The following is a 14,952-nucleotide window of genomic DNA, read 5'->3' as shown; positions in this document are numbered from 1 at the left end:
GAAAAGGAGATGATCTCAGGTGAAGAAATTGAATATAACCATCGTTGGTGGGGGCAGTACTTACACACCAGCTTTATTGAAAACCATTTGTGACTACCAGGATCAGCTTCCTATAAATAGTCTTACACTATATGATGTGGATGAAGAAAGGCAAGCTAAAGTCGGTCAGTTCGCTGAAATCTTATTTAGAGAGAAATATCCAGAAGTAAAGAATATTCATTATACGACAAATGAAGAAGAGGCTTTTAAAGATAAGGACTTTATTTTAATGCAAATCCGCTCAGGCGGCTTAAAGATGCGTGTCGAGGATGAGCAGATCCCACTGAAACATGAAGCCGTTGGACAGGAAACATGTGGACCGGGTGGCTTTGCTTATGGCATGAGAACACTTCGCCAGTTTATTGATTTAGTTAATGGAATCCGTTCTTACTCTCCGGATGCTTGGATTATCAATTATTCTAATCCTGCAGCCATTGTAGCGGAAGCAACCAAAAGAGAATTTCCGGACGATCACAAATTGATTAATATATGTGATATGCCAATCGCAATTATGGATGCGTTTTCATCTGTTTTAGATAAGGAGAGAAGTCAACTTTCCCCGCGCTACTTTGGTTTAAATCACTTTGGATGGTTCACCGCCATTTATGATGAAACAGGAAATGATCGACTACCTGAAATTCATTCATTCTTGAAAGATAAAGAAATTCTGCCAAGTGAACATGCTATGTTAGACGAGTCATGGCAGGATACGTTTAAGCAATTGGCAACGATGACAAGAGATTTTGATGGCTATATTCCAAATACTTACCTTCAGTATTATTTGTATCCATCAAAAATGGTAGAAAAATCGAATCCAACCTATACCCGAGCTAACGAAGTAATCAACGGACGTGAAAAGGAAGTATTTACGATGTTGGACGATGTGATAGAAAGACAGACAGTCGAGAACTCTTCCTTAGTAAGCGGCGTTCATGGAGATTACATTATCGACTTGATGACGTCCATCGTTAACAATGAAAATCAAATGTTCTTAGTAATGGTTGAGAACAAAGGAGCCATCGAAAACCTTTCTTCCGATGCGATGGTTGAAGTCCCTTGCTTAGTCAATGCCAACGGCGTAGAGCCTTTACGGGTGGGACCGATTCCAACCTTCTACAAAGGACTGCTGGAAAACCAATTAGCTTATGAAAAATTGACAGTGGATGCCTTTTACAACAATAGCTATGATGATGCACTGAAGGCACTGGTATTGAACCGTACGGTGGTCGATACTCAAAAAGCTAAAGCAATCCTTGATGATCTAGTTGAAGCCAATAAAGAATACTGGCCAGCTTTAACGTAAGCAGCATACATTTTTCAAATAGAAAGGTTGATAGAAATGACGAATAAAAAAGTTTTATGGTCTGACTTTCACTCCAACTTACACCCCAATAAATTGGATCAATTAGAAGAGTGGTACAACTTTTCAAAAGAAATGCTGGATTTCTGGGCCCTTGCCTACTACCCGTTCCATCATCGTAAATCTGAAAAAGGACTTCCTCTAGAAGATGTCATTCCCCAGGATCGCAGGGATGAAGACTGGGAAGCAATAAGAGAATTTGCGAAGAGTCATGAAGATGACGGTTTTCCGTTCTATATGGGCTATGAATGGCAAGGGAATGGTGAAGACGGAGACCATAATGTGTTCTATCGTTCCAATGAAGAAATCATGACGCATCCGATGACGTACAAGGAGCTCTGTGACAACATTCCACTTGGAGATGCGCTTGCTATTCCGCACCACCCAGGTTATGGGGTAGGGCACCGTGGCAAGAATTGGGCAACGCATGATTATCGTTATTCTCCATTCACAGAGATTTTCTCTTCCCATGGATCATCTGAAAGTGATATTGATGATATTCCATTAAACGTTCATATTCACATGGGACCAAGAGATAGCAAAGGAACAGTGATGAATGGTCTGAATAACGGGGCGGTTACAGGGGTCATCTGTTCCGGTGATAATCACGTGTCGTCAGCTATTACAGGCAATGGATTTATGGGTGTGTGGGCCGATAACAACGATAAAAATACGATCTTTGAAGCTTTGCTCAACCGTCATGTGTATGGAGTGACTCGCAGTAGAATTCAGCTGTACTACACATTGAATGATGCTTTGATGGGAAGCTTTATTGAACGAAATGAAGAGGATCGTTATGAAGCGAATATTGCTGTTGAAGCCACGAATGCGCTGGATCGAATTGAAGTGATCCGTAATGGAGTAGTGGAAGATACTTATGTACACAATGGCAAATGGGAAAAAGATAAGCTTGAAGGTACGGTGAAGTTCAAGTTTGAACTGGAAATGGGCTGGGGACCAGATCAACGTGTCTATCCGGACATCTCTGAAAAAACATGGATAGGAAGCGTTCAGACCACAGGGAAAATTCATGATGTAGAGAAGCTTTGGACATCCCCTGGATCCAAGATTGTTGAACATCAGGATGAAAAGGTAGATTTTGAGGTTGTTACACGTAAAGCGAATGCTGGGAACGGTAAGTTATCTCAGAAAAATCATTCGACTCCTTATATTCAAAATCAGGCAATGATTTTCGAAATTGAAGCCGATGTGAACTCTACCATTACCATTGAGCTGGATGGAAAAACGTACGCTTACAAAGTAGCTGATATTCTGGAAGATTCGGATTTGGTAGGTTTAGTAGAAGAATCTAAAGCTTTAGCCAAAGAAAGATTTGATAAAGATGACTTTTATCGTTCCGATCCATTCTGGCACAACGCATACAAATTCAAAGTGCACCGTGGAGTACCTGAAAAAGCATATAAGGTAAATTACAATTGTGTCTTTGAAGGGTTTGAGAATGATGAAAAAGATTATATTATGGTAAAAGTCCATCAAAGGAATGGGGAGAAGGCTTGGGCTTCTCCAGTTTGGATCAATAAATAAGAAAACCTTCACTGCTAGGTTCCCAGAATCTAGCAGTGAGTCAAATCTATTTTGTAAGCATTTACATTTTTTCCGGAACCAAAATACTAATGAAGTGAGGGTGAGGGAATGGGTTTAAATTATGCTAAAACTGCGAAAGACATTATGGAAAATGTCGGCGGTGTAGACAATATTAAAGCCATGGAGCACTGTGCGACGAGACTTCGAATTATGTTGAAGGACGAAGATCAATTCAACAGAGAAAAGATTGAGGACATTAAAGGGGTTAAAGGGGTACTTTTCAAAGCAGGTCAATTCCAGATTATTCTTGGAACAGGAACGGTGAATGAGGTTTACCGTGAAGCTGAGAAACTAGGAAGTACCACAGGTGGAGTGAAAGAAGAAGCTTATAACAATATGTCCCCACTGCAAAAGTTGATCCGTGTTTTCGGAGATATTTTCATACCAATCATTCCAGTCATTGTTGCCTCTGGTATTCTTATGGGACTGCGTTCCTTCCTGACGAATCTTGGTTGGTTGGAAGATGACACATTCTGGTACAAGTTTTCTCAAATATTGACGGATACACCATTCGCCTTCCTGCCTGCCTTGGTCGGTTGGTCAGCGATGAAGCGATTTGGCGGAACACCTATTTTTGGGTTCATTATTGGACTGATGCTTGTCCACCCGATCTTACCTTCAGGTGGAGCCGTTGGTAGAGGAAACCTTGAACCTATTCTCGTTTCCTTATTTGGTTTTGAGTCGTCTATTGTTGGATATCAAGGATCCGTTATTCCAGTTCTGGGAGTTGCATTTATTGCCGCTTATCTTGAGAAACGCATTAGGAAAATCATCCCAGACTCACTCGATTTAATTATTACACCATTTATTGTTATGACAGTAGGACTTTTTATTGGACTGTTCGCCATTGGGCCTGTCGCTCGTTTGCTTGAGTCCAGCGTCGTAGATCTTTTCCAAATGCTATTCACATTACCAGTGGGAATCGGTGGTCTCATCATAGGAAGCTTGCAGCAGGTACTGGTTATAACCGGGTTGCACCATGCTTTATGGGTAATCGATATTAACTTCCTACAGCAAACAGGTGAAAATATTTATCAGCCGATTCGTTCCGCCGCAGTAGCTGGTCAAGCAGGAGCTGTTCTTGCTTTCGCTCTGTTCGCTAAAAACCGCAAGCAAAAAGCGCTTGCCTATTCCGCCGCTGTTTCCGCTTGGTTTGGTATTACGGAACCTGCGATATTCGGAATTAACTTGGTTAACTTCTGGCCATTCATCTTCGGGTTAATTGGTAGTGGAATTGGAGCTATGTATTCTGCGGCCATTGGCTTGACTGGTTCCGGAATGGGAATTGCCGTTATACCAGGAATTCTCCTTCACTTAGACGGCAGCATGCTTCAGTACACGATAGTGAACGTCATCGCTGGAGGTATTCCATTTGTACTGACAACACTGTTTCTTAAAAAAAAGAATCGCACCAAAAGTGAAGACAAGATTGAAGAGCAAGCTGAAATGAAAGAAGCAGCAAACCAATAGTCATATTACCTTAAGCAGGGAGGATCAGTCATGAACATTGTTTACATTCACACGCATGATACAGGGAAACAGATCAAGCCTTACGGAAAAAATGTACCTACACCACATTTAATGGCATTTGCCCAAGAGTCGTTGTTATTCTCCAATGCTTTTAATGGCAGTCCAACTTGTTCTCCATCCAGAGCATCGTTCATGACAGGAACCTACCCTCATCAAAACGGGATGTTAGGCTTGGCTCATAGAGGTTTTCAATTAGTGGATTTGAATTGGCATTTGGCTAAATTTTTACAAAGTCAACAATATGAAACAGTTCTAAGCGGTGTTCAACATGAACATCGCTTTTGGAACCCTTTGGACAAAGGGGATGAAGCGGCAGAAGAACTTGGCTACACGACTCATTTAACCTCAGATATGAAGGGGTATGACGAGAGCTCATCTTTAGCTGAATGGGACCAGGACAATGCAAAAAGAATCGTAGAATATATTAGAGAGAGAGAAAACAAGGCGCAGCCCTTCTTTTTATCTTATGGCTTATTTACGACGCATCGTGAGTATCCTGAGTTAACAGAGAAGGAAAGAGAGGGTAAATATAATCCCAATTATGTGGAAGTTCCATCGGGTACTTACCCTAATAAGCAGGCGAGGGTAGATGCGGCTCGTTTCAATAAATCCGCACATATTGCTGATACATGTTTTGGAATGGTGATGGATGCCTTAAAAGAAGTAGGATTGTATGAGGACACACTTGTAATGTTTTCCACGGATCATGGAGTGGCCAATCCATTTATGAAAGGCAGCCTGACGGATCAAGGGATTGGTGTACCGCTTCTCATCCGTCATCCTCGTTATCCGGAAACCTTTGGTCGAGTTACGGATGAACTGGTGTCACAAATCGACGTGTTCCCAACAGTTTGTGATTTGTTGTCCTTGCCGAAGCCTGACCATTTACAAGGGATATCCTTCATAGATATTTTAGGGAATCCAAAAAACAAAACAAGAGAATTTGTCTTTGCGGAGACGAACTTTCATACGTCTTATGAGCCTGCTCGTTGCGTTCGGACGACTAGGTACAAATATATTAAATATTTTGATGATTTATGGCCTAAATATAATTTATCCAACACGGATGAATCAGAGCTCAAGGAATTATTAATTGAACACGGGTGGACCGATAAAGTAAAAGATGAAGAGTACTTGTTTGATCTATACTTTGACCCTTCAGAAGGAAAGAATCTTGTAAAGGATGAGCAATACCAAGATGTTTTAAATAAGTTAAGAGAAGAATTGCAGCATTGGCAAATGGAAACAGAAGATCCTTTGTTAGAAGGAGCCTACAAGTTCTCCGCTTCGTGGAAGGTAAACAAGAGAAGTAGCCTTAGGCCAAGTTCAAACAACATAGAGGATTATGATCAGTGGCCCTGTAAATAAAGACTGTCATTAACGGCCCTTGGAGATCAGATTAAGGAGGGGTCAGTTAGGATGATTATTTTATATTTTCTTATTGGTTTTGTTGCAACAGCTATTGGAGCTGTTACAGGTATCGGAGGGGGAGTCATTATTAAACCGGTTCTGGATGCCATCGGAACCTATGATGTGGGAACGATCAGTACACTCTCCGCAGCAACGGTATTCGCAATGGCTGCTGTCTCCTTAATGAAGAAAATCCCTGCAGGCATGGAGCTGAATTGGAAAACAAGTTTGATGTTGGCTTTTGGATCCATTATTGGTGGAGTCATAGGGAAATCCATCTTCAATCAATTGATGCTTCATGTTCAAAATTATGAAAGAGTTACGATGATCCAGGCATCTGTGTTAGTCGTTCTTTTGTTAATGATTCTAATCAATAGTATAAAAGATTTTCAAACTTATGATGTGAAGAGTGGATGGAGTACTTTTGTTATCGGACTAGGATTAGGAATTTTATCCGCTTTTCTTGGCATAGGAGGCGGACCGCTTAATGTAGCGGTTCTGGTGTTGGTATTTTCTATGAACATAAAGACAGCGAGCATAAATTCCATACTTATCATTTTCTTTTCGCAGTTTTCTACCCTCGTGACTATTTTTTTCACCACCGGATATGCTGTCTTTGACATGACGATGCTTGTTTATATGATTGCAGGCGGGGTGTTGGGCGGCTATATAGGCTCGGTATTTTCTAATAAAGTAGGAAGCGGGGATGTAACAAATCTATTTCAAGCCTCTCTAGTGATCATTATAGGCATCAATCTGTTTACAATGACACGAATCGTTTTTTGAAAGGGGGAGTGAAAGATGAAGAGTTGTTGTTCAATAACAAGAGGGGCGAAGACTTCTGGTTTTAAACAGGATAAGCCCATGTCTCGTAAAAGAGAAGCTGATTTGAATTTTATGAAATGGATTCCTGGTGGAGAATTTCTTATGGGGACAGAGATCCGGAGGGTCATCTGCAAGATGGAGAAGGGCCTGTAAGGAGAGTGTACGTCGAACCGTTTTATTTAGACTCTTTTGCTGTTACCAACGGAGACTTTTTTGAGTTTGTTCAAGAAACTGGTTATGTGACGGACGCTGAAAAATATGGCTGGTCGTTTGTTTTTCAACCCTTCTTATCGAAAAACACGGCTGCTAAGGTTTCACAAATCGTTCCGCATGCCCCTTGGTGGGCAATTTTAGAGGGAGCGTGTTGGTTTTATCCCGAAGGTCCTGACTCTTCCATTGTTAATCGCTGGGACCACCCTGTTGTTCACGTTTCATGGCAGGATGCAGAAGCATACTGTGCTTGGGCAGGGAAAAGACTGCCAACAGAGGCGGAGTGGGAATATGCCGCCAGAGGTGGTCTCGTTCAGAAAACATACCCTTGGGGAAACGAACTGTTTCTGAATGGGGAGCACGCGTGTAATATATGGCAGGGAAATTTCCCGGTAGAAAACAGTGGAGAAGATGGATATAAAAGTACGGCTCCTGTTTCCTCCTATGAACCCAACGGATATGGGTTGTATAACACGGTGGGAAATACATGGGAATGGTGCAGTGATTGGTTTAGTCCCTTTCAGGATGTAGAGGACGTCTGTAACCCTAAAGGTCCAAAGCAGGGAGAAAATAAAGTCATACGAGGAGGCTCTTTTCTTTGTCACAAGTCATACTGCAATAGGTATCGAGTCTCGGCAAGAACATCTAATAGTGTTGATAGTTCAACGAGTCATATGGGCTTCAGATGTGCGACGAATTACGTGAAGGATTGTGAAGGAGGGGGAAGCGGATGAATGTTGTAGTGGCATCGACTTACCAAGAATTATCAAAAATTGCAGGCGCCTATATCGAGGAACAAGTGGTGAACCAACCGACATGTGTTCTTGGACTTGCGACTGGAAGCACACCTATCGGAACGTATCAATATTTAATCAATGAATATAAAAAAAAATCAATGGATTATTCTTTGATTTCCACATTAAATCTTGATGAATATGTAGGACTTTCCAACAATCACTCTCAAAGCTATCATTCGTTTATGAAAAAAGAATTTTTCAATCATGTGAACATCGATCTGTCAAATACTCATATCCCCAACGGTACAGCTGAAAACCTTGAAGATGAATGTCAACGGTACGACCACATCATCGATGAAATTGGACCGCCTGACTTACAAGTACTGGGGATTGGTCAAAATGGACATATAGGCTTTAATGAACCAGGAAGTTCGTTTGATGGGAAAACTCATGTCGTTAAGCTTAATGAATCAACTAGAAAAGCAAATGCTCGTATGTTCTCTTCTATGGAAGAAGTTCCTACCAAAGCAATTACGATGGGAATCGATTCCATAATGACCAGCAAACACATACTACTTCTTGCTTCAGGAGAGCAGAAAGCTGAAGCTGTCCACCGTTTGCTTCATGGCCCCATTGATGAACAATTCCCAGCCTCCATTCTTCAAAAACATTCAAATGTTACGGTAGTGGTTGACGAGCTTGCATTCCAAAAAAGTTTAGTTGGACATGTTAATATAAAATATCTGACTTATGAGGTTCGTTTACTCTCAAAAATTTCTTCTTTAATTAAAGCATAGGAAGAATACTGCTCTTTCTTTAGAGAGCAGTATTCTTTATGTTATTTATTTTTTTCATTATTTGTTAAAAGGCAGTTGTGAAGCGGAAGGCATTCAACCGGTGGATATGTTTCCGCAAACGTATTATGTGTAATCCGTGGCAAAGTTAGTGCTGAAAAGACAACCAGGATCTGAATACACGGTACGGGCTGTCCTCACGAGAGAAAGGTTCATCCAAAGCAGTGGATGAACCTTTTTCTATATCTCTATGACATGACCAGGTGAACCTCAATCGAATCTATCTGTAATCCTTCGGTGTTCCCCAGTACTCATAGCGATTGTAACGGGGGTTTATGGAGTCAAAATGTATGAAAATTGGTGCAAGATCCAATTCGGGACAGGCTTTAAAGAGGCACTGGTCTCCATACATGATCGCTTCAAGCGCTAACGGCAATTCGCGTCTGAAAATAGTATCGCGAATGGTTGATTGATGGGACCCATATTGTCCATCCACATAAACATAGACAAAGAGATAAGGAGAACCATGATCTATCCTCCATTCGGCAAGTACTTCATCTCTCATGGGTGTAATCTTGTCATAGGCATACGCTAATCCTACCGTGAGAAAAAGTTCGGCAGTCGCGTCAGAATGGGTCAATGTATATCTCCGACCTAACAGAGGGGCTGTTTTTGTTACGCATGGTCTAAACTCAATGAAAAGTTTGTCTGGATCAAGCCTTTTCAAAAGAATCCTCCTTGTTAAGAGAAAACGGGAGGGACATGACGATTTTGTGCGGGCGTGAGTGAACAGGGGACATCATGGAGCTTCTTTCAAAAATTCCTCCACGAATCTATTAAACTTCTCACTATGCTCCCAAAACATGAGGTGGCCGCCAAGCGTTTTTACCGAGGCTGAAGGAGCCATCTTATTTAGATAAGCGGATGCTGTCTCTCCCCAATGTTCGGCGACAACGAAGAGCGTTGGAACAGATGCACTGCTTTGGGCTGCCTCTTTTCGGTAATCGGAAAACAGTCCGGAAGAGAACAAATTGGCTGCAATATAATACGGTGTTTTCAGAGATTGCTCTACCATCCAAGTCAATTCTTCTTTTTTCAGTTCCCGTTGGACCATCACCCCGGTGGCATAAGCCGATATGAATTCCCTTTGTCCTTTTGGATGACGGAGGTAGTTCGTATACGCTGCAGCCAGGTCATCAAGTGGACCTTCCACCCAATCCTCGTCTTCTTTCAGTGATAAGGATTTCGGCGGCATATCAATCAGAATGAGGGAGTTGATTTCATCGGTTCCGAACTGACGGATGTATTCCCATACGGTTAAGCAGCCGAAAGACCAGCCGACAAGCGTTGGATTTTCTACTTTTAGTTCTTTTAACATTTTTTGTAAGTCCGTCCCATGGGTGACGTAATCATTTCCGTGGACGGTCGTGGTGGATCGGCCATGGCTTCGGGGATCAATGACGATTGTGCGGTGTGTTTTTGAAAAGTGTTTTACTTGTTCTGAGAAGACTTCCGTCGTGAAAGTAAAACCCGGAATGAATACAAGGGGGTCTCCTGTTCCGGTTTCTTGAACGAATATTTCAATTCCTGCTTCCACTTCAATATAACTTTCTTTCGTTTCCATGCTTTCCCTCCTGTTTACCGTAGTTTAAGAGCAGTAACACATTCACTATTCATACAAAGCATATTCAAAACAGCTTTCCCGCATTTCATTTTATTAAGTTGTAAGAATCAATACCATTCATGAGTGTGATGGGGTGAAGGGATTTTACAGTGAAAATGTACGATCATGTTCGTTTGGGGGGGGAGCGAACATGATTAAACTTCCTTGCGGGGTCTATCTATAGCCATGGACAAACGTCGGCACCTTTTCTAAGAATTGGTAATATCCTATTAACGTACTCGAATGAAATGTGAAAGGAGAGATACACATGGGAGTAGGATGTATGTGTACAGTGACACCAACCCAATGCCCGACTGGTGTCACAGCGGGCGTTCCGTTTGCTGTGGTTTTTCAAGTTAACGTGATGGGGCTGTGTGATAATTGTCGAGTTCGCTGCGTTGTCGCACCCGGGAACATTGGCGCGACTTGTATGTTAAGTGCTCCTGGCATCACGCCTAACCCTGATGGTACGTTAAACGTGCCACAAGGTGAAACAACAGTCACAGCAATGGTTGATATAGATAACTGTCCAATGGGGAACATTACAGTGAATTTAGCGGTACGGTGCTTGAACGACGCAGATGAAGAAACGTGCGAAGATTCAGGTGTATGTGTCATTAGAAATTGCACAAACCCGGCGAATTGTTAATCATTTATGGGTTAGATATTGATTCTTTACACTCCTAAAAAGCAGGTAAGCGAAGGCTTACCTGCTTTTTCTAAAGGAAGACCAGCACAAACAGCTGAAGATAAATCTGCACCATGACATAGAAGGCAAGGGCGTATTTGTAGTTGAACATCAGTCCGTTTTTAATGATGCTCAACTTGTTCACAGAACTCAAAATGATCGATGGCAGAATCAGCGGAGATAACATAATCGAAATGACGCTCCCTGATGTAATCCCAAGTACAACGATCTCCGGCGGATAGGGAAGATCCACGCCTTGCAGAATTCCTGAGACGAGGACGATGACCGTCAACGGACCAAGTCCAATAAACCCGAGGATGATCACGACAAAAGGAAGAACCCATAAGAAGTTCAGGAACGGGACGGAGTCTGTCACATAAAAGAGGCCATCGATAATGTACTCGCCATATCCTGACTGATTCACCGCGTTAATTAAAAATCCAGCGGCCAGCAGGATGGAAAACTGCTGAGCCTTGTTTGGAATGCTCTTGGCTACATAGGTTTTTCCGTTCTCGGTAATCGCGCTGCTTCTTTTACGAATGATGAAGTAGAGGATGACCCAGGTCACGATTACGATAGGGATAATGAGCAGAAGCTGAACGTCCCAAAGGGCGTTAAGAAGAAAAATTGACCCGAATAACGTTATGAAAAGAAAGCCGAATTCCAGAGCATCACGGTTCCCTTTCGTATCCTGTTTCTTTTGTTCGGCAATCTTCTTAAGCTGTTCCTGGATGCCTGCCGTGAGGTCCACGCCGTAATGCCGTTCTTGATAATAAGAGAATAAGACAGATAATAAGATCCCGGCGAATGAGATGAAGAAACCTTGTAAGATGGATAAGCCTAAGGATGCTCCAAGTGCATCGACGGCAAAAATAAAGCTTGGAATACTGACGACCCACATCGTCGTTAAGGAAAACGCACGCAGGAGGGCCGTTCCTTTATAATTCTCCCACGCCTCGCCCTTTTGTTTGCTCAAAAAATCGTTGATCATGCTGTAGACCATCGGAATCGATCCGAATAATAAAAAGTAGGAAATGATCTGTGTGATGACCATCATCCCGAAATAGAACTTACGACTTGTATTCAGCAGGTTTTGAGCGAAGTTAATGACCGATTCGATGTACGACTTTTCCTCCAGTACCCAGCTGATGGTAGGGACGATCAGTAAGAGCGCGATCAGTCCGCTCATCACCGTAAATCCAGATACGGTCCCTTCAATAAGTGAGGTCCCTGCAGAAAGGTGAACAATCAATGCAATGATGAGCAGCAACAGGGAAATCGCTGCCTGTTTCACCGGAAGGAAAAAGTAACCCAGTACAAAAGCCGCCAAACCGAATAAGGAAAGAGTAGTGGAAAGCATGTCTCCACCTATAAAATAAACGACAAAATGCATGAGGACATACAAGCTGATAAATATGGTGTATCCTCGTTTTGCGATTTGTACCATGATGGATGCTCCATTCTTAAATCAAAGTGTTAACCTTACATATATTATCATAATCCATATTCATTAGCTTAAATCATGCCCAGGAGGATCCCTGGTTCGAATGGGAATTCAGCATATGGTCCCTGGAGGATAAACATATAGTTCACTAGTGCTTTCTCACTAAATAAGGGGTTACAAATGGACTGAATTCAAGGATGAAACCTACTGAATGGTTTGGTGAAAAAGGAAACCGGCAATATTCCCGAATGTAACCAAAAAGTAGGAGGAGATTTCATGAACCGTTTTACAATTCCACGCGATATTTACTTTAGTGAAAATGCTCTTGATATATTGAAATCTGTAGAAGGAAAGAAAGCCTTACTTGTGATTGGTGGAGGTTCCGTAAAAGAAAACGGGAACCTGGAAACGATTGAAAAAAATCTGGCAGAAGCGAATATAGAAACCAAGCTTATTGAAGGCATAAAAGAAGAGCCTTCCACGAAGCTTGTGCAAGAACATCTGGACACGGTGATGAGTTTTGAACCTGATTGGATCATTGGAATCGGTGGCGGCTCACCGATGGATGCGGCGAAAGCCTTCTGGTTGTTCTATGAACATCCGAACCTCAGTTTTGAAGACGCGACTAAACCGTTTGAGCTGCCTGAACTTCGTTCTAAGGCAAGATTCATCGGTATTCCTACGACAAGTGGAACAGCATCCGAAATCTCCAACTTGTCTGTCATCACTGATTCACAAACAGGGGTGAAATATCCGTTAGCCAGCTTTGAACTGACTCCCGATTTCGCCATCATCGATCCTGTCATGGTCGAATCCATGCCGAAACGTGTGACAGCATACAGTGGTATGGATGCGGTCACCCACAGCATTGAAGCGTATGTAGCGAAACCACGCACGACATTTACAGATGCTCTTGCAAAAGAAGCGGCTGAAATATTAAAAGAACACCTTCTTTCTTCCTATAAAGGAGATAAAGAGAGTCGTGAAAAAGTCCACTATGCCCAGGCTATGGCTGGTATGGCCTTCTCCAATGCGGTGTTAGGGAACGTACACAGCTTAGCCCATAAAAGTGGACCGACTTTCGGAGTACCACACGGATGTGCCAATGCGATTTACCTCCCTTACGTCATCCAGTTCAACAGAAGTGTTGTAGAAGATCGTTTTGCCGCTTTAGCGAAGAGAATCGGTCTGGATGGGCAGAATGATCAGGAACTCGTCGATGCTCTTATCGAATGGGTCCGTGAGTTAAACCGTGAAATGGACGTACCGAATACACTGCAAGAATTTGGTGTGTCCGAAGAATTATTCAAAGAACATGTCGATACGATGGCTGAAAATGCGGTAGAAGATCCGTGTACAGGAACGAACCCTCGTGAAACATCCGTAGAAGAAATGAAGAAACTCTTTGTCGCCGCTTATTATGGGCAGGATGTTGATTTTTAAATAGAAGATTTGTAGAGATCAGTCCACCACTGGACTGGTCTCTTTTTTCTGGACAAAAAAGGAGCGATCGACTTTAATAGAGGGGAAAGGAGTTCGCTTATGATCATAAAACCCCGCACCATCCCTCCTGATATTGCCCATTTGGATATACTAAAGCACCGCCTTAAGCCTCACCACCCCGCTGCCCCTGAAGTAGAAGAATCCCTCTCTACAAAAGAATCCGGTTGGCACGGTGAACAATCCCTTGATTTTCACCTTGATTATTTGAAAGGCCCTCATTACATCCTTCATAACCTGCGCCTGCATGATGGGCACCACTATTATCAAATCGACACAGTTATCTTATTCCCTTCCTTCATCCTGATTCTTGAAGCAAAAAATATGATAGGCCAGATCTCTATCCACCGTGAGAAAAAGGAATTGCGCCGTGACACGGAAGGGTTCCAGGATCCTGTAGAGCAGGCGGAACGGCAGAAGCGTTTATTAGATGAATGGCTGTGGCGGCAGCTGAAAATTCGCATACCCATCGACTTCCTGGTTGTATTTACGAATCGCCGGTGTACCCTCGAATTTGACTCCTCAGACTCCCGTATTTATGAAAAAGTAATACGCGCTTCCTCTCTCGTGGATGCCATGAAAAAGAAAAAGGATAATTATCAAGGAAAGGCGTTCAAGAAGGAGGAGCTTTTACGAATTGGCCAAGCGCTGGTTGAATCCCACCAGGATCATGTGCCGGATTACATGAAACGCTTCAACTTGAGTTATTCGGATTTACAAAAAGGAGTCAGGTGCCCGGCATGTGGAAAGTATTCAATGAGCAGAACAAAAATGAAATGGGTATGTCCAGGTTGTTCTCATCACTCTTTACTTGCTCATGAACAAGCCTTAAGAGAATACGCTGTGCTCGTGGCCAAAACGATTAGCAATAAAGAAGCTAGAGATTTTTTAAAGGTAGGTTCAAGACATGTGGTGTATCGAATATTAAGCGCTTATTGTAAGGGACGGAGTGGTTCTACTAAAAAAGCAAGGTTCCTATTGGAGTGAAAATCTTAAAACAAGTAAGCCGCGCCAAAGAGGGATCGAGTCGCGCCAAAGAGGGGTCGAGTCGCGCCAAAGAGGGGTCGAGTCGCGCCAAAGGTGGAGCAAGTCGCGCCAAAGGTGTATCGAGCCGCGCCAAAGGGGTAACGAGTCGCGCCAAAGGGGG

The 14,952-nt window shown here is 42.7% G+C and carries 12 protein-coding genes and 1 pseudogene; 10 read left to right on the top strand and 3 right to left on the bottom strand.

All coding sequences use genetic code 11. The features are described 5' to 3' along the window. Window positions 1-19: 19 nt before the first annotated feature. The 7 genes and pseudogenes from ACQ4XT_RS02680 (at window position 20) to nagB (ending at window position 8,513) form a co-directional block, all read left to right on the top strand. Window positions 20-1,342, top strand: coding sequence for a family 4 glycosyl hydrolase (locus ACQ4XT_RS02680; protein ID WP_446852405.1), 1,323 nt, complete (start codon window positions 20-22; stop codon window positions 1,340-1,342). Between the two features lie 36 nt (window positions 1,343-1,378). Further along, window positions 1,379-2,944 (top strand): DUF3604 domain-containing protein, encoded by a 1,566-nt coding sequence (locus tag ACQ4XT_RS02675; RefSeq protein WP_446852404.1) that lies wholly within the window; start codon window positions 1,379-1,381, stop codon window positions 2,942-2,944. Window positions 2,945-3,052: 108 nt separating this feature from the next. Further along, window positions 3,053-4,474, top strand: coding sequence for a PTS transporter subunit EIIC (locus ACQ4XT_RS02670; RefSeq protein WP_446852403.1), 1,422 nt, complete (start codon window positions 3,053-3,055; stop codon window positions 4,472-4,474). Between the two features lie 30 nt (window positions 4,475-4,504). Beyond that, entirely contained in the window at window positions 4,505-5,902 is a 1,398-nt protein-coding gene (locus tag ACQ4XT_RS02665; RefSeq protein ID WP_446852402.1) for a sulfatase family protein, read from the top strand. A 51-nt stretch (window positions 5,903-5,953) separates the two neighbouring features. Further along, window positions 5,954-6,730, top strand: coding sequence for a sulfite exporter TauE/SafE family protein (locus tag ACQ4XT_RS02660; RefSeq protein ID WP_446852401.1), 777 nt, complete (start codon window positions 5,954-5,956; stop codon window positions 6,728-6,730). A gap of 15 nt (window positions 6,731-6,745) precedes the next feature. Continuing rightward, window positions 6,746-7,713 (top strand): annotated as a pseudogene (locus ACQ4XT_RS02655) (formylglycine-generating enzyme family protein). Beyond that, window positions 7,710-8,513 (top strand): glucosamine-6-phosphate deaminase, encoded by an 804-nt coding sequence (gene nagB, locus ACQ4XT_RS02650; RefSeq protein ID WP_446852400.1) that lies wholly within the window; start codon window positions 7,710-7,712, stop codon window positions 8,511-8,513. Before ACQ4XT_RS02655 ends, nagB begins: the two are co-directional and overlap by 4 nt. A 277-nt stretch (window positions 8,514-8,790) precedes the next feature. Here nagB and ACQ4XT_RS02645 read toward each other — a convergent pair whose 3' ends face one another. Both ACQ4XT_RS02645 and ACQ4XT_RS02640 read right to left on the bottom strand, forming a co-directional pair. After that, window positions 8,791-9,237 carry a staygreen family protein gene (locus tag ACQ4XT_RS02645; protein WP_446852399.1) on the bottom strand — a complete coding sequence of 149 codons (447 nt, stop codon included), beginning with the start codon at window positions 9,235-9,237 and terminating at the stop codon, window positions 8,791-8,793. A 72-nt stretch (window positions 9,238-9,309) separates the two neighbouring features. Continuing rightward, on the bottom strand, window positions 9,310-10,134 hold the full coding sequence (locus ACQ4XT_RS02640) for an alpha/beta fold hydrolase (protein WP_446852398.1): 825 nt from the start codon (window positions 10,132-10,134) through the stop codon (window positions 9,310-9,312). Between the two features lie 307 nt (window positions 10,135-10,441). Between ACQ4XT_RS02640 and ACQ4XT_RS02635 the strand changes: the two genes are divergently transcribed. Continuing rightward, window positions 10,442-10,822 (top strand): hypothetical protein, encoded by a 381-nt coding sequence (locus tag ACQ4XT_RS02635; protein ID WP_446852397.1) that lies wholly within the window; start codon window positions 10,442-10,444, stop codon window positions 10,820-10,822. 70 nt (window positions 10,823-10,892) lie between these two features. Here the strand turns inward: ACQ4XT_RS02635 and ACQ4XT_RS02630 are convergent, their stop codons facing one another. Further along, window positions 10,893-12,308 carry a hypothetical protein gene (locus ACQ4XT_RS02630; RefSeq protein WP_446852396.1) on the bottom strand — a complete coding sequence of 472 codons (1,416 nt, stop codon included), beginning with the start codon at window positions 12,306-12,308 and terminating at the stop codon, window positions 10,893-10,895. 273 nt (window positions 12,309-12,581) lie between these two features. Here ACQ4XT_RS02630 and ACQ4XT_RS02625 point away from each other — a divergent pair, with 273 nt between their 5' ends. Both ACQ4XT_RS02625 and ACQ4XT_RS02620 read left to right on the top strand, forming a co-directional pair. Further along, entirely contained in the window at window positions 12,582-13,748 is a 1,167-nt protein-coding gene (locus ACQ4XT_RS02625; RefSeq protein WP_446852395.1) for an iron-containing alcohol dehydrogenase, read from the top strand. A 99-nt stretch (window positions 13,749-13,847) separates the two neighbouring features. Beyond that, the gene (locus ACQ4XT_RS02620) at window positions 13,848-14,792 is read left to right on the top strand and encodes a nuclease-related domain-containing protein (RefSeq protein ID WP_446852394.1); all 945 of its coding nucleotides are present in this window, start codon (window positions 13,848-13,850) and stop codon (window positions 14,790-14,792) included. Window positions 14,793-14,952 lie beyond the last annotated feature (160 nt).

The sequence above is a fragment of the Halobacillus sp. 12SKB genome, from assembly GCF_052941655.1.
Note: the sequence above shows the minus strand (reverse complement) of the source record. Positions and strands in the feature narration are given on the sequence as shown.